The following is a 14,349-nucleotide window of genomic DNA, read 5'->3' on the forward strand; positions in this document are numbered from 1 at the left end:
CCGTCCGGCCGCGTGCGTGGTGACGCCCGGCGGGCCGACAAATCCCAAACAGGACAGTCGAGACGTCAGTCAGTCGGCGGGTCAGACCCGCCCGCAGCGTCACCAAGAACATCATCACTGTCAGTCGACGTCGTCGCCCTCCCACAGCGCGAGGTGCGTCATGAACCGGTCGGGGCCGGCGCCGTGCCAGTGCTCCTCGCCGGGCGGGGTCCAGACCACGTCGCCGGGGCGGGCCTCCAGGATGCCCCCGCCGCGCGACTGGATCAGCGCGATCCCGTCGACGATGTAGAGGGCCTGGCCCAGCCCGTGGCTGTGCCAGGCGGTGCGGGCACCGGGGGCGAAGCGGACCACGTTCGCCCGCGCGCGTGAGGGGTCCTCGCCCCGGTAGACGACGTCCGCGTAGGCGTCGCCGGTGAACCACTGCGCGGGCAGCTTGGCCGTCGCAGGGCGTTTCAGCAGTTCCATGGCTCCTCGTTCTCCTCTCCTCGCATGAATCGGCGTGCGCCGGGACCCGGGTCAGGCCGTCGGGGGGTCGGCGGCGTCGACGATGCCGTGCAGCTGGTTGACCGCGGTCATCGCGGCGGGCCACCCGGCGTAGAACGCCAGGTGCGTGATCGCCTCCGCGAGCTCCTCCACGGTCAGGCCGTTGTCCAGTGCGAGCTTGAGGTGGAAGCCGAGCTGTTCGGTCCGGTGCAGCGCCGCCAGCGTGGCGACGGTGACCAGGCTGCGGTCGCGCGGGGACAGTTCCGGGCGCTCCCATACGTCACCGAAGAGCACATCGTCGGTCAGCTGCACCAGTTTGGGTGCCAGCCCGGCCAGGTGCCGGGGCGCGGTCTGCTTCGCCATGTGCGGGACTCCTTCGCATGCGAGGTCGGCTACGACGCGTGGGCGGCGCCCTGCCGGCGGCGTCCCAGGAGCGGGGTCGCCGCCGTGGTGGCCACGAGCAGGACGCAGGTGATGACCAGGCAGGCGCGCACGCCGGCCGTGAAACCCGCCGGGCCGGCGAGCAGGGCTCCGAAGACCGCGATCGCCAGAGCCCCGCCGACCTGGCGGGCGGTGTTGAGGATGCCGCCGGCGACGCCGGCGCGGTGGGCGGGGACGCTGTCGAGCAGGTGCGCGGTGATCGGCGGCATGATCAGCGGACCGCCCAGGCCGACGGGGAACAGCAGCACGGCCACCAGCCACACCGGTGCCGCCGCCGGGAGCACCGCCAGGACGGCCACTCCGGCGCTCATCACGAGCAGGCCGGCGGTGATCGACGCCCTGCGGCCGATGCGCTCCACCAGCCGGGCCACGACCGGGGTCAGCAACGAGGCCACCGCCAGCATCGGGACGAACGCCAGCCCGGTCGCCATCGGCGACAGACCGCGCACCTGCTGGAAGTACAGGCTGTACAGGAACGGCAGCCCGTAGAAGGCGACCATGAACGCGAAGCCGAGCGCGACGGCGATCACCACCGCGCGGTCGCGGAACAGCTCCAACGGCACCATCGGGTGCGCGGCGCGCGCCTCGATCAGCAGGAAGGCGGCCGTCCCGGCGACCGCGACGGTCAGAGAGGCGAGGACGCGGGGCGCGGTGAACCCCGCGGCGCCGGCCTCGATCACCCCGAAGGTGAGCCCGCCCATCGCGGCGACGGCGGCGAGCTGCCCGGCCCAGTCGAAGGGGGCCTTCCTGAGCGGCGACGCCGTGGCGCACAGCAGCAGGAGCAGCGCGGCGGCGCCGACGGGCACGTTGATGAAGAAGATCAGCGGCCAGCTCACCTCGGTGAGCAGGCCGCCCACGACCGGCCCGGAGGCGGCGGCCGCCGCACCGCCCATCGCCCAGACGGCGATCGCGCGGGCGCGCTCGGCCGGGTCGTCGTAGGCCGCGCGGATCAGGGCCAGGGTGGCGGGCATCATGGCCGCCGCGCCGATGCCCTGGACGAACCGGGCGGCCACCAGGACGCCGAGGCCGGGGGCGAGGCCGCAGGCGGCGGAGGCGAGGACGAACACCGCCAGGCCCGCGGTCAGGGAGCGGCGGGCGCCGATGCGGTCCGTGAGCGCACCCGCCGACAGCAGCAGGGCCGCGAACACCAGCGTGTAGCCGTCCACCACCCACTGGAGGCCGGCCATGCCGCCGCCCAGGTCGGCGCGGATGGAGGGCAGCGCGACGTTGACGATCGTGGCGTCCAGGGTGATGACGAAGAAGCCGGTGACCGCGGCGGCGAGCGCCGCCGGCCGCCGGCCCCGCGTCCCGGCCGCCGGATCGGCGGCGGGCCGCGCGGCGGAACCCGTGGTCGGCATCGATACACCTCCCTGCGCCAATGAGTCGGACGGAACGGACGGGGGTAGGGCCGGGGCGGGCACGGTACGGCAGCGGTCGGCGCCGCTCGCCCGCGCCCCTGCCCGGTTCGCGGCCGATGGCCGCCCCCTGGGGCACTACCGATGAAACCGCTGGTCACGCGGACGGAGAAGGTAAAGTTGTCCCAGGTAATAACGGAACCCCCCAGACCACGCAAAGCCGACCTAGCCTGGAAGGCGTGGACAACAGGAGCGAGATCAAGGAGTTCCTGGCCTCGCGCCGGGCCAGGATCAGCCCGCGGCAGGCGGGCCTGCCCGCCTACGGCGGCAACCGCCGCGTCCCCGGCCTGCGCCGCGAAGAGGTCGCCGTGCTCGCCGGGGTGAGCGTCGACTACTACGTCCGCCTGGAGCGCGGCAACCTCGCCGGCGCCTCCGAATCGGTCCTGGACTCCCTCGCGCGCGCGCTCGAACTCGACGACGCCGAACGCGAGCACCTGCACGACCTCGCCCGCGCCGCGAACGCCACACACCGGCAGCGCCGCCGCCCCGCCCGGCCGCAGACTCAGGTCCCGCCCGCCGTGCAGCGGATCCTGGACGCCATGACCGACGCGCCCGCGTTCATCCGCAACAGCCGCCTCGACTTCCTCGCCGCCAACCGGCTCGGCTACGCCCTGTACGCGCCGCTGTTCGCAGAGGGCCGCAGACCGCCGGTCAACTTCGCCCGGTTCACGTTCCTCGACCCCCGCGGCCGCGCGTTCTTCGGCCACGACCGGGAGCGGTCGGTGAACAGCACCGTCGCCCTGCTGCGCACCGAGGCCGGCCGCAACCCGCACGACAAAGGGCTGACCGACCTCATCGGCGAGCTCGTCACCCGCAGCGGGGAATTCCGCGCCGCCTGGGCCGAGCACAACGTGCGCCTGCACCACACCGGCGCCAAGCGCGTCCGCCACCCGGTCGTCGGCGACGTCACCCTCGCCTTCGAGGCCATGCACCTGCCCGCGCACCCCTCGCTGGTCGTCACCGCCATGAGCGCCGAACCCGGATCCCGCGACGAGGACGCGCTCAAGCTCCTCGCCAGCTGGGCCGCCGACTCCGGCCAGGCCGGCCTCGCCCACGTCCTGGACCCGACGCCCCCGGCGCCGGAGAACGCCGATCAGGCCGGGTAGCAGGACACCTCCGCCGCCTTCACGGCGGCGTACACGGTGTCGCCGGGCGCCAGGCGCAGGTCGGCGAGGGCGGCCGGGGTGATGTCGGCGGACAGCGCCAGCTCGCCGTCGACGTGCACGCGGACCTGGTCGCCGAACCGCTCGACGCCGTCGATGACCACGCGCCAGGTGTTGCGCGGCGTGCCGCCGGGCACCGTGCGGTGCAGCGCGACGGCGCGGGGCGGGAAGGCGGCGAACACCTCGCCCCGCGGGGTCCCCGCGACCACCAGCCGCGTCTCGCGCCCCGGGGGGCCGACCAGAACGTCGCCGTCGCCGCGGGCGTGCCCCCGGTAGAGGTTGAGGCCCACCAGCCGCGCCACGTAGTTTGTGCGCGGACGGCGCGCCACCTCGGCCGGGGTGCCGGTCTGCACCACCGATCCGTCCTCGACCACGGTCACCCGGTCGGCGAGCACCATCGCCTCCAGCGGGTCGTGGGTGACGATCACCGTCGCGCCGTCGAAACCGGCGAGGTGGCGCCGCAACTGCGCGCGGACCGTGACCCGGGTGTGGGCGTCCAGCGCCGCCAGCGGCTCGTCGAGCAGCAGCAGGCGCGGCTCGACCGCCAGGGCGCGCGCCAGGGCCACCCGCTGCGCCTGGCCGCCGGAGAGCGCCGCGGGGCGGGCCGCGGCGTGCGCGGTCAGCCCCATGCGCTCCAGCAGCTCCGCCGCGATGCGCCGGGCCTGCGCCCGGCCCGCGCCGCGGCAGCGGGGACCGAACGCCACGTTCTCCAAGGCGCTCATGTGGCGGAAGAGCAGGTAGTCCTGGAAGACCATCCCGATGGGCCGCTCCTCGGTGGGCACGGTGGTGATGTCGCGCCCGTCCAGCTCGATGCGGCCCTCCCGCATGGGCACCAGTCCCGCCAGCGCGCGCAGCGCGGTGGACTTCCCGGCCCCGTTGGGCCCCAGCAGCGCCAGCACCTCGCCGGCCGCCACCGACACCTCCGCCTCCAAGGCGAACGCGGGACGCCGCACCACCACCCGCGCGTCCAGCGCAACGGGGGCGGCGGCCGGGCCGGCCGGGCCGGCGGGGTCCACGGTGGGGATCACAGGGGGCTCACCCATCTTTCGCGCAGGCTCACCAGGATCACCAGCGACACCAGGAGCAGGACCAGGCTGAGGACGATCGCCGACTCCGGGCTCGACTGCATGGCCAGGTACACCGCGATCGGCATGGTCTGGGTGCGCCCCGGGAAGTTGCCGGCGAAGGTGATCGTGGCGCCGAACTCGCCCAGGGCCCGCGCCCAGCACAGGACCGCCCCGGCCACCACGCCCGGCAGCACCGAGGGCAGGGTGACGCGCAGGAAGACCACCGCCCGCGTCGCGCCCAGCGTAGCCGCCGCCTCCTCGAACCGGCGGTCGGTGCTGCGCAGCGCCCCCTCCACGCTGACCACCAGGAACGGCATGGCCACGAACACCTGCGCGGCCACCACGGCCGCGGGGGTGAAGGGCATGGAGTAGCCGAACCAGTCGTAGAGGTACTGGCCGACGACGCCGCGGCGGCCCAGCGCCAGCAGCAGGGCGACCCCCCCGACCACCGGCGGGATCACCATGGGCACCGTGACCAGTGCCCGGACCACACGCCGTCCGGGGAACCCGGTCCTCGCCAGCAGCCAGGCCAGCGGCACCCCCAGCGCCAGCGCGATGACCGTGGCCGCGGTCGCGGTGCTCAGCGACAGCAGCAGGGCGGAGCGGATCTCCGGCATGGCCAGGCGGGTGCCGATGGTCGACCAAGGGGCGCGGATCAGCAGCCCGGCGAACGGCAGCACCAGGAACGCGATCCCGATGACCGCCGGGACCACGAGCAGCCACGGGAACCGCCCCGACCGCACCCGCGAACGCCGCCCGGCACCCCGCACGGCTCCGCCGGACGGCACGGGGGGACCGGTGCGGGGGCCGGTGTCGGTCCCGCTCACCGCGGCCCGATCCGGCGGGCGGCCCGTGGGGCGCGCCCGGCCACGCCGTCCGGCAGGTGGCGGGATCGTCCCGGCGGGGACACCGGAGGGGCCGATCGCGGGAGCCCGGCCACGCCGTCCGGCGCCTCATGGGGTCGTGGCGGGGGCGCCGGAGCGCCCCGTCGCGGGCGTCCGGCGGCGCGGTTCGCCGCCTCGCGGGTCATACGGTCCGGAACCCCGCGTCGCCCAGGACCTCGGCGCCGGTCTCGGAGGTCACCAGCTCCACCCACGCCCGGGCCAGCTCCGGTTCCGGCGCCTCGGCGAGGGCGGCGATCGGGTAGTCGTTGATCGCCGACTCCGCCTCGGGGAACTCGATGCCGGTGACGGCGCCCTCAGCGGCGATGACATCGGTCCGGTAGACGAGTGCGGCGTCGACCTCACCGAGCTCGACCTTGGTGAGGGCGGCGCGGACGTCCTCCTCCTCGGTGACCGGGGTGATCTCCACGCCGCTGTCGTCCAGCACGGCCTGGGCCGCCGCGCCGCAGGGGACCTCCACCGCGCACAGCGCCACGGAGACGTCCTCCCCGGCGAGGTCGGCCAGTTCCCCGACGCCGGCGGGGTTGTCCGGCGGGACGGCGATCTCCAGGATGTTGCGCACGAAGACGGCGGGTTCGCCGTCGGCGCCGCCCGCCTCGGCGACCAGGTCCATGTTGGCGGGGTTGGCCGAGGCGAAGACGTCGGCGGGCGCCCCCTCGTTGATCTGCTGGGCCAGTTCCGAGCTGCCCGCGAAGTTGAACTCGACGGTGACCCCCGGTTCCGACTCCTCGAACCGGGTGCCCAGCTCCTCGAAGGATTCGGTGAGGGAGGCCGCGGCGAAGACGGTCAGGGTGCGCTCGGCGGCGGCGCTCCCGTCACCCGCGGCCGCGGAATCGCCGTCGTCGACCTGCCCGCAGCCGGCCGCGGTCAGCAGCAGCGCCGCGGCCAGTACCGGGGTGCCCCGCAGGCCGCGGCGCGGCAACGCGGGGGAGGAGTGGCGGGGGGATTCATGCATGACGCGCTCCTGAGGGGGTTCCGGTCTCCACGATGACGTTCGTCGACTTCACGACCGCGGTCGCGACCGTGCCGACGTCGAGTCCCATCTCATCGGCGGCCTCGCGGCTCATGAGCGACACGACGCGGTGCGGGCCCGCCTGGATCTCCACGTGGGCCATTACGCCGTCGCGGACGATGGCGGTGACCAGGCCGCGGAACCGGTTGCGGGCGGAGGAGGAGCGGCGGGCCGGGTCGTCGGCCGCCCCCGACCGCATGAACGCGGCGAGGTCTGCTCCGCTGATCCGGCGGTGGCCGTGCGGATCACGCACGGCGGCGAGCCGACCGGAGTCGACCCACCGCCGCACGGTGTCCGCGCTCACGCCGACGAGATCGGCGACCTCGCTGATTCGAAGAATCGACACCAGGAAACCATATACCTGGCAAATGCCAGGATCCATTGTGGATTGCGCCCGCAGATACGGGCCGTGGCGGTCATCCCTTCTTCGCGGCCGCGGCGCGACCGCGCGCGGCGGGCGCCGCCGCACGTCCGGCTCCGGTGCGCGCGGTGGCCTGCGCACGTCCACCTTGGGCGGCGGCCCGCGTCCGCCCCGCCGAAGCGGTGGCGCGGGTACGCCCGCTCTTCGCGGCGGCCGGTGCGCGCGTGGTGGTGCGGGACTGGCCGCCCTTGGCCGGGGCGGACGCGCGGGCCATCCGAGCGGTGGCGCGTGTCGGTCCGCTCTTCGCGGCGGCGGGCGCCCTGGCCGCGCGGGATGTGGTGCGGGCCGGTCCGCTCTTCGCCGCGGCCGGTGCCCGGGTCGACCGGGCGGTCGTGCGTGCCTGCCCGCCCTTTCCGGCGGCCGACGCCGGGGTGGCCCGGGCCGTCGTGCGGGACGGTCCGTTCTTCGAGGCGGCCGGTGCCTTGGTCGCGCGGGATGTGGTGCGGCTCTGTCCGCCCTTGGCCGGGGCCGACGCCCGGGCCATCCGAGCGGTGGTACGCGGCTGGCCGCTCTTCGCGGCGGCGGGCGTGCGGGTCGCGCGCGTGGTGGTGCGGGTCTGACCGCTCTTGGCCGCGGCGGACGCCCGAGTCGTCGTCCGAGCGGTGGTGCGGGTCTGGCCGCTCTTCGCGGCGGCGGGTGCGCGGGTCGTCTTGGCCTTCGCGGCACCGCGTGCCGGAGTGGTCTTCGCCGTTCCGCGTGCGGCCTGCGTCCGGGTCGTGCCCGCCGTCTTCGGCGCGGCACCGCGAGTGGCGGCCCGCGTTCGGGTCGTCCCCCCGGTCTTCGCCGCCGCACTGCGTGCGGCGGCCGGCCTGGAGCGGGTCGTGCCCGCGGCCTTCGCGGCACCACGCGTGCCCCCGGCGCGCGTGCCCGCGGCCCGGGCGGTCGCCGTCGCGCGTCCCCCGCCGGCACGGGCCGGACGGGCCGCCGCCCTCGTGCCCGCCGCGGCGCCCTCGGCCTGGCGCGGACGTGGCAGCTTCACCCCGGTCTTGGTGTAGGGCATGACGGACTGCGCGAAGCGGAAGATGCCGAGCGGGTCGAAGTTCTCCTTCACCTGCTGGAGCCGCGTGTAGTGGTTCCCGGGCCCGTAGTAGAGGTCGTGCCAGCTGTACGAGGACGAATTCCACTTGGGGTCGCTCAGGTCGACGTCCGGGTAGCCGATGTAGCAGCCGTCGGTCATCCGGTCCTCGCCCGTCCCGTTCGGGATGGGCACCCCGCCGGTCGACTTGAACATGTTGCGGTACAGGGTGCGGATCCACTTCAGCTCGTCGACGCCCTTTCCGGGCGCGGGCCAGTAGATCTGGTGCTGGATCTTCATGATGGAGTCGCGCTGGTAGGCGGCGGTGGCGCTGCTCCTCGGGCGGTTGATCGCGGAGCCGTAGGAGTCGACCTGGACCACGGCGTTGCGCTTGACCGACGTGCCTTCCCCGGCCAGCGCCTTCCACATCGCCTCGATCTGCTCCTTGCCCATGGGCTTGCGCAGGTAGGCGGACTTGTGCTTGCCGCAGCTCAGGTTGTCCACGGGATCGAGCGTCTTGTCCGTGGTGTTCCAGGTGAGTTTGGCGGGCGTGGTGAGCGAGCTGAGGGCCGGGTACTCGCCGTAGGCGTTGTCGAGCGACATGAACCTCGGCTTGTGCCCCCGGTCCATCGCCTTGAGGAACGCGTTCATCCGGTCCTTGGCGTGCGGAACGGACGCGTCCATCTGCGCGATGAGCCCGATCTGCTCCTTGCTGCGATGCGTCAGGAGCAGGATCCCGAACAGGGCGGAGAACTCGTCGCGCATGCCCCGGTGCTTGTCCCAGAAGCCCCCGAAGTTGTTCACGATCCGGGTGAAGTCGTCCTTGCGGACGTCCTTCCACGGCCAGCCGCCGGCCGACAGCAGGACGTGCTTGGGCGCGGTGGGCAGGTTGTGGAGGTAGAACTTCGTCACGAGGCCGAAGTTGCCCCCGCCGCCTCCGGTGTGGGCCCACCACAGCTCTTTGAGCTTGGGGTCCTTGCTGTCGGCGGTCGCCTTGACCAGCTTCACCTTCTTGTCGGCGCCGACGACGGCGACCTCCACCCCGTAGAGGTAGTCGACGGTGAGGCCGAACTGCCGCGAGAGCAGGCCGAAGCCTCCGGCGGGGATGTGCCCGCCCATCCCGACGGTGGAGCAGGAGCCGCCCGGGAGCGTCTTCCCGGTCGCGAGGAAGAGCCGCTTGCGCAGGTCCCCGTTGGTCGCACCGGCCTCGACGCAGACGACGTCCTCGCCCTTGGGGCCCTTCTGCTTCTCGGTGTAGATCCCGTCGAGCAGCGAGACGTCGATGATGACCCGGACGTCATCGGAACAGACGAAGTTCTCGTAGCAATGGCCGCCCGCACGGACCGTGATGCGGTCGCGTTTGGCGACCTTGGGTCGTTCTCGGACGGCTTGCTCCAAGGCGTAGCGGGCCTCGTCGCTCGAACGCACCAGCCGCACGTACTCCGGGCGTGAGCTCCAGCGGGGGTTGAAGCCCCGGCACAGGGAAGGGTAGCGCCGGTCCCCCTCCATGACCTTGATCCCGCCCCTGTCCGTGATGCTCGATGGTTGACTCTTGGTCTTGGTCTGCGTTGCCATGCCGCTCACCTGCCCTTCATGCCGTTGCGGCGGTGCCTTTGCGGCCGGGCGTCTACCGCAAACCATGCCAAAACAACCCCAATGGGGACGCACTGTTCATTCACTTGGCCCAACACACCGAAGGCCCCTGCCTCGGGGGAGAGACAAGGGCCGGGAGGAGTAGGAGGGGCTACAGGGCGTCGATGTCGGCGAGGAGGGCGGTCCACTCGCGTGCCGGAAACACCAGGCTGCCGAGCTCCCTGTGCCGAGTGTCGCGCACCAGGGTGGACAGCCCCTCCGCCACCTCGACGCAGTGGCCGCCGTTGCCATCGCTGTAGCTGGACTTATGCCAGTTCGGGGCGCTCATAGCCGTCCCTTCACCTCTCGTATGAACTTCGCGGACTCGTTGGGGCCGGGGGAGCGGAGGGGGTTACAGGGCGTCGATGTCGGAGAGGAGGGCGGTCCACTCTCGTCGGGGGAACGTCAAAGTGCCGAGCGTTCTGTTCAGTGTGTCCCGCATCTGAACTCGTGTCGCCCCGTCCGTACGCGCTTCCACGCACGAGCCGCCGGCGTTCGACCAGGATGACTTGGTCCATGTCTCGTTCAGCACGTGATCACCTCGCTGCGCGCAGACCATGCCAGGCAGGGTCGGGAGGCGGATGGGTTATAGCGCGTCGATGTCGGAGAGGAGGGCGATCCACTCGCGGGTGGGGAAGGACAGCATGGCGGCGCGGGGACTCTTGGTGTCTCGAATCAGGGTCACGGTGCCCTCCGACACTTCCACACACTCCGATGACGCGCCGCTGTAACTGCTCTTGTGGAACTCAGAGTTCATCTCGAACCTTCCTGATCATCTTCAGTGATGCCGCAGGGGGCGAAGCCACGGCTTGCAGCTCCCCCCACAGGGCGACATGACGCCGGACCTCAGGTAGAGAGTCAAGGATGCTCCCACCGCCCGTCGAATCGCCGTAGATCAAGGTGGCGCCCTCCCGCGTGGTCAGGACACGGAAGGGGCCGGAATTCCCTGGAGAGTCGTCGGTCTCGAAGGGGACGACCTGAATCCGGACCCGCCCCGATTCTGCCAGGTCGATGAAGCGGCTGAGCTGTTGGTGCATCGATTCGGCCCCGCCGACCTTGCGAAGAAGTACCGATTCACAGAGCGTGACCCACAGCGCCGGACCACCGGGCCGGGTCAGCGTGCGAAACCGGTTCATGCGCCCCATCACGAGCCGCTCGATGTGCTCAGGAGGATCGAGTGGCCGTCCGACTCTGAAGATCGAACGGGCGTAGCCCTCGACCTGGAGGAATCCGGGTACGAGGACGGGGGCCCAACTGCGAATCTCTGTCGCTCGCTCCTCGGAGCGCGTGACCTGGCCGACACCTGGGGCGGCGGAACCTCATGGCCCGGCGCCTCCGCTGTTTCGGCCTGATCGTCTGTTGCCCTGCCCCGAGTGAGGGGGCGGGGCAGGGCAGCAGGTTGCCGTCGGTACGCGATCCTGAGCGGGATCCGATCAGGGGGCTACACGGCCGGAAGGCCGGACTCCCGGGCCGCGATCCAACGGGCGAACACCTCGTCGTAGCGGGAACTCCGCCGATCGTCCGGCGCTACCACGCTGAACGTGAGGCCGAGCCGGTCGCGCGCCTCGTCGAGGTCCCGAACTTCGCCGATCCCCACCAGCGCGAGGGCGGCCGCGCCGAGCAGGGTCACATCGGGGTCGTCGGCGACGTGAACGGGCCGCCCGAGGACGTCCGCGCGCAGCCGCGCCACGTGTGCCGAACGCGCCGACCCACCCGCGAACAGCATGGGCAGTTCCCGACCCGGATCCAGCAGATCCGCACCCTCCCGCACGGTGAAGCCGCCCCCCTCCTGCGCGGCACGCAGGATCTCCGCCGGCCCGTGGTCCGAGGTCTGGCCCACGAGCGCTCCCCGCGTATCGGGCCGCCAGCGGGGAAACCGCTCACCGGAGAGACCGGGGAAGACGAGCAGGTCGCGACTGCCCACCGGCACGGCGCTGAGCCTCTCGTCGTCGACGGCTCCCACCAGCGACCGCCACCGTGCGACCGCGCCGCCGGTCATCCCGGTCGCACCACCGGCGGTCCACATCCCGGGAACCATGGCCGGATTCACCACGGCACCGACCCGGGCACGGGCGGGATCGTCGATCAGGCGGGCGAGGACATCGGTCGTCCCCGCCACGTCCGCGATCCCCGACGACGTGTTGCCGAGCAGCACCGCGATTCCGGCCGAACCGTCGGGACCGCCCGAGACCACCGGGGTCCCCTCCGGCAGGCCGGTGTGCTCGGCTCCGGCGGCGTGCAGCCCCGCGACCACCACGGTGGGTTCCACCTGCGGCGGGAACCAGCCCTCCGGGAGTCCCAGCGACCCCAGCGCGCCGGACTGCCAGGACCGGGTGCGCACATCGGAGGCCAGGGTGTAGGCGGCGTCCACGGTGTCCGATGCCACGTGACCGGTCAGCCGCGTCACGAGGAAGTCCTTGGGACTCAGCAGCGCGCGGACGCGCTCCCCGAGACCGGACTCCGCCAGCTCCAGGGCGAGGGCGAGGGCCCCGCCCGAGAGCGCGGGACGCCCGCCCCTGGCGAGTAGTCCCGCCCGCTGCGCATCCGGCATGCGGTGGAGCAGGCCGAGGCCGCGGGTGTCGGCCCACCCGCCCGCCGGCAGCACCGGGTCGAGGCGCGCGTCAACGGCGACGCTGCCGATGTGCGCGGAGACGCACAGCGCGCGAGGACGGCGATCCACGTCGAGCTCGCGCAGCGACGCGCCGACCTCGGCGAAGAGTTCGGCGGCGTCGAAGGCGTCGCCGACGCTGGCCGTACGCGCCACCCGTGCGGAGCGCAGCAGCCGGCCCGAGAGGCCGAACAGCCCGGACCGCACGGCGGAGGTACCGACGTCGACGGCGACGACGGCGGGTTCCGCGGCGCTCATTCGGCGTCGATCCGCAGCAGGAGCGGGAACTCCGGAAGGGTCCAGCTGTTGGTGTACTCCACGGCGCGCTCGGTGTCGGAGTAGGTGACACGGAGGGAGTGCAGCACCGCCCCGCCGATCGTCGCCGAGAGCAGTTCCGCCTCCGCCGGCTCCAGCAGGGCCGCCGTCATGGTCTGATCCGCCCAGCGGAGCTTCAGGCCGTGCTTCTCCGTCAGGGTGCGGTAGAGGGAGCCCTCCACCAGCGGGTCCCGCGCCAGACCGGGCGCGACGGCGTAGGGGACCCACGCCTCCTGCACCGCCGCCGGCACCCCGCCGACGAGGCGCAGCCGCTTGATCCGGTTGACGGCGTCGCCGATCTCCAGGCCCAGCCCTTGCGCGATCTGTTTCGGGGCCTTCTCCTCCGTGGCCGAGAGGACCCGGCTGGTGACGGCCTCCTCGGGGCTGGCGAGCTCTTGGGCGAACGAGCGCAGCCGGTTGAGCCGCCGTCCGCGGCGCGGGTTCTCGCGCACGTAGGTGCCGCTGCCGCGCTTGCGGGTGACCAGCTCATCGGTGAAGAGCAGGTCGAGAGCCTGCCGCACGGTCATCCGGCTCACCCCGTACCGGCGGGCGAGTTCGGACTCGCTCTCCAGCTTCGAGCCGGCTTTCAGTGCGCCCGAGGTGATCTGCGAGGAGATGTCGTCATAGATCACTCGGTAGAGGACGCTTCGCGCCATCAGATGACGCCCTCCGCACGGAGCCGGTGGATCTCTTCGGCGCTGCGCCCCAGAATGGTCCCGTACACATGGTCGTTGTCCTCGCCCACCTGCGGCGGTGCCTTGCGCACCGTGGGCGGTGACTTCTCCATGTGAATGGGATTGTTGGGCATGCGGATCGTTCCCAGGGATGGATGTTCCACCTCGGCAATCATGCCACGCGCGGCCAGCTGTGGTGAGGCCGCGGCTTCGCGGACGCTGGCGACGTTGGCGTAGGGCACCCCGGCCTCGTCGAGACGGCGGGCGATCTCCGCGCGGGGGAGCCGTCCGGCCCAGTCCTGGATCACCGATTCCAGGGCGGCCTGGTCGGCCATCCTGCCCTCCACGGTGGCGTAGCGCGGATCGGTGGAGAGGTCGTCGCGGCCCATCACCGAGCAGAGCTTCGGGAACAGCGAGGCCGTCCCGGCCTGGATGTAGATCGGACCGTCGGCGGCCTCGTACACGTTCACCGGCGCGGTGAGCAGGTCGCGCGACCCCGACCGGGGCATCTCCAGCCCGAGCATGAGCTCCGCGATCAGGCGGGTGCCCAGCGCGGAGAACATCGTGTCGTAGCTGGCGACGTCGACGAGCTGGCCCTCACCGGTCCGCTCCCGGTGGGCCAGCGCGGCCATGGCCCCGATCGCCCCCTGGTAGCCGGTGGTGTAGTCGGCGATGTAGGTCCCGCTGAGCGTGGGCTTGCCGTCGGCTTCGCCCGTCATGCTCATCAGACCGGACGACGCCTGGGAGATCGCGTCGAACAGGGCCCGGCGCGAGTCCGGCCCCGTCTGCCCGAAGCCGGAGATCGAGACGAGGATGACGGATTCGTTGAGCTCCTTCATCCGCTCGTACCCCAGCCCCATCTTCTCCAGGGTGCCGGGCCGGAAGTTCTCCACGACGATGTCGGCCCAGCGCACCAGGTCCTCCAGGACCGCTTTGGCGTCGGGGTGGCGGGTGTCCAGGGTCGCGGCCTGCTTGTTGCGGTGGTAGAGGAACATGTAGATGCTCTCGCCCCGCCAGTACGGCCCGTGGTGGCGGGAGTCCTCGCCCCGGGGGCGCTCGACCTTCACCACCTCGGCGCCGAAGTCCCCGAGGATCTGGGCGCACAATGGGCCCGCGATGAAGCGTGAGAGGTCGAGGACCTTCACGCCGTCGAGCGGTCCCGGGGTGCTCCCGCTGTCCTTGTGCTCCATGTCGGCCTCCT

At 72.5% G+C, this 14,349-nt stretch carries 15 protein-coding genes and 1 pseudogene; 1 reads left to right on the top strand and 15 read right to left on the bottom strand.

What is annotated here, in order from left to right; translation table 11 throughout:
• Positions 1–120 precede the first annotated feature (120 nt).
• From ACFO4E_RS23380 to ACFO4E_RS23390, 3 genes are read right to left on the bottom strand one after another with little or no spacing between them, the layout of a single operon-like run.
• Positions 121–465 carry a (R)-mandelonitrile lyase gene (locus ACFO4E_RS23380; RefSeq protein WP_378578282.1) on the bottom strand — a complete coding sequence of 115 codons (345 nt, stop codon included), beginning with the start codon at positions 463–465 and terminating at the stop codon, positions 121–123.
• 51 nt (positions 466–516) lie between these two features.
• Entirely contained in the window at positions 517–846 is a 330-nt protein-coding gene (locus ACFO4E_RS23385) for a carboxymuconolactone decarboxylase family protein (protein ID WP_378578284.1), read from the bottom strand.
• 29 nt (positions 847–875) lie between these two features.
• Positions 876–2,282, bottom strand: coding sequence for an MFS transporter (locus ACFO4E_RS23390; protein WP_378578286.1), 1,407 nt, complete (start codon positions 2,280–2,282; stop codon positions 876–878).
• Between the two features lie 236 nt (positions 2,283–2,518).
• Here ACFO4E_RS23390 and ACFO4E_RS23395 point away from each other — a divergent pair, with 236 nt between their 5' ends.
• Complete coding sequence (locus ACFO4E_RS23395) at positions 2,519–3,445, top strand: helix-turn-helix transcriptional regulator (protein ID WP_378578289.1); 927 nt, start codon at positions 2,519–2,521, stop codon at positions 3,443–3,445.
• Here the strand turns inward: ACFO4E_RS23395 and ACFO4E_RS23400 are convergent.
• The 12 genes and pseudogenes from ACFO4E_RS23400 to ACFO4E_RS23455 form a co-directional block, all read right to left on the bottom strand.
• Positions 3,433–4,530: an ABC transporter ATP-binding protein gene (locus tag ACFO4E_RS23400; RefSeq protein ID WP_378578291.1), complete on the bottom strand. Its 1,098-nt coding sequence runs from the start codon at positions 4,528–4,530 to the stop codon at positions 3,433–3,435. The two genes, ACFO4E_RS23395 and ACFO4E_RS23400, sit on opposite strands and share 13 nt — an antisense overlap.
• A complete protein-coding gene (locus ACFO4E_RS23405) occupies positions 4,527–5,357 on the bottom strand; it encodes an ABC transporter permease (protein WP_378578416.1) in 831 nt (276 codons plus the stop codon). Before ACFO4E_RS23405 ends, ACFO4E_RS23400 begins: the two co-directional genes overlap by 4 nt.
• Before the next feature lie 238 nt (positions 5,358–5,595).
• Entirely contained in the window at positions 5,596–6,426 is an 831-nt protein-coding gene (modA, locus tag ACFO4E_RS23410) for a molybdate ABC transporter substrate-binding protein (protein ID WP_378578293.1), read from the bottom strand.
• Positions 6,419–6,829: a TOBE domain-containing protein gene (locus ACFO4E_RS23415; protein ID WP_378578295.1), complete on the bottom strand. Its 411-nt coding sequence runs from the start codon at positions 6,827–6,829 to the stop codon at positions 6,419–6,421. Before ACFO4E_RS23415 ends, modA begins: the two co-directional genes overlap by 8 nt.
• A 70-nt stretch (positions 6,830–6,899) precedes the next feature.
• Positions 6,900–9,494 (bottom strand): FAD-binding oxidoreductase, encoded by a 2,595-nt coding sequence (locus ACFO4E_RS23420; RefSeq protein ID WP_378578297.1) that lies wholly within the window; start codon positions 9,492–9,494, stop codon positions 6,900–6,902.
• A 169-nt stretch (positions 9,495–9,663) separates the two neighbouring features.
• Positions 9,664–9,840, bottom strand: coding sequence for a DUF397 domain-containing protein (locus ACFO4E_RS23425; protein ID WP_378578299.1), 177 nt, complete (start codon positions 9,838–9,840; stop codon positions 9,664–9,666).
• Between the two features lie 63 nt (positions 9,841–9,903).
• Positions 9,904–10,110, bottom strand: a complete 207-nt coding sequence (locus ACFO4E_RS23430) for a DUF397 domain-containing protein (RefSeq protein ID WP_378578301.1) — start codon at positions 10,108–10,110, stop codon at positions 9,904–9,906.
• Between the two features lie 27 nt (positions 10,111–10,137).
• Positions 10,138–10,308, bottom strand: coding sequence for a DUF397 domain-containing protein (locus tag ACFO4E_RS23435; RefSeq protein WP_378578303.1), 171 nt, complete (start codon positions 10,306–10,308; stop codon positions 10,138–10,140).
• Positions 10,298–10,831: pseudogene (locus ACFO4E_RS23440) on the bottom strand (DUF5753 domain-containing protein); the annotation flags it as partial. The pseudogene ACFO4E_RS23440 and the gene ACFO4E_RS23435, both read right to left, overlap by 11 nt.
• Before the next feature lie 161 nt (positions 10,832–10,992).
• Complete coding sequence (locus ACFO4E_RS23445) at positions 10,993–12,417, bottom strand: xylulokinase (RefSeq protein WP_378578304.1); 1,425 nt, start codon at positions 12,415–12,417, stop codon at positions 10,993–10,995.
• Positions 12,414–13,130 carry a GntR family transcriptional regulator gene (locus tag ACFO4E_RS23450; protein ID WP_378578306.1) on the bottom strand — a complete coding sequence of 239 codons (717 nt, stop codon included), beginning with the start codon at positions 13,128–13,130 and terminating at the stop codon, positions 12,414–12,416. The genes ACFO4E_RS23445 and ACFO4E_RS23450 overlap by 4 nt, the downstream gene beginning before the upstream one ends.
• Complete coding sequence (locus tag ACFO4E_RS23455) at positions 13,130–14,338, bottom strand: CaiB/BaiF CoA transferase family protein (RefSeq protein ID WP_378578308.1); 1,209 nt, start codon at positions 14,336–14,338, stop codon at positions 13,130–13,132. Before ACFO4E_RS23455 ends, ACFO4E_RS23450 begins: the two co-directional genes overlap by 1 nt.
• Positions 14,339–14,349 lie beyond the last annotated feature (11 nt).

It is taken from the genome of Nocardiopsis mangrovi (assembly GCF_042653925.1).
In the GTDB taxonomy this organism is placed as follows: Bacteria; Actinomycetota; Actinomycetes; order Streptosporangiales; family Streptosporangiaceae; genus Nocardiopsis_B; species Nocardiopsis_B mangrovi.

What these genes read in the sequence shown, in the direction of transcription:
- ACFO4E_RS23380 (WP_378578282.1), bottom strand. Translation starts at nt 465, where the DNA reads ATGGAACTGCTGAAACGCCCTGCGACGGCCAAGCTGCCCGCGCAGTGG.
- ACFO4E_RS23385 (WP_378578284.1), bottom strand. Translation starts at nt 846, where the DNA reads ATGGCGAAGCAGACCGCGCCCCGGCACCTGGCCGGGCTGGCACCCAAA.
- ACFO4E_RS23390 (WP_378578286.1), bottom strand. Translation starts at nt 2,282, where the DNA reads ATGCCGACCACGGGTTCCGCCGCGCGGCCCGCCGCCGATCCGGCGGCC.
- modA (WP_378578293.1), bottom strand. Translation starts at nt 6,426, where the DNA reads ATGCATGAATCCCCCCGCCACTCCTCCCCCGCGTTGCCGCGCCGCGGC.
- ACFO4E_RS23420 (WP_378578297.1), bottom strand. Translation starts at nt 9,494, where the DNA reads ATGGCAACGCAGACCAAGACCAAGAGTCAACCATCGAGCATCACGGAC.
- ACFO4E_RS23425 (WP_378578299.1), bottom strand. Translation starts at nt 9,840, where the DNA reads ATGAGCGCCCCGAACTGGCATAAGTCCAGCTACAGCGATGGCAACGGC.
- ACFO4E_RS23430 (WP_378578301.1), bottom strand. Translation starts at nt 10,110, where the DNA reads ATGGTCTGCGCGCAGCGAGGTGATCACGTGCTGAACGAGACATGGACC.
- ACFO4E_RS23435 (WP_378578303.1), bottom strand. Translation starts at nt 10,308, where the DNA reads ATGAACTCTGAGTTCCACAAGAGCAGTTACAGCGGCGCGTCATCGGAG.
- ACFO4E_RS23445 (WP_378578304.1), bottom strand. Translation starts at nt 12,417, where the DNA reads ATGAGCGCCGCGGAACCCGCCGTCGTCGCCGTCGACGTCGGTACCTCC.
- ACFO4E_RS23450 (WP_378578306.1), bottom strand. Translation starts at nt 13,130, where the DNA reads ATGGCGCGAAGCGTCCTCTACCGAGTGATCTATGACGACATCTCCTCG.
- ACFO4E_RS23455 (WP_378578308.1), bottom strand. Translation starts at nt 14,338, where the DNA reads ATGGAGCACAAGGACAGCGGGAGCACCCCGGGACCGCTCGACGGCGTG.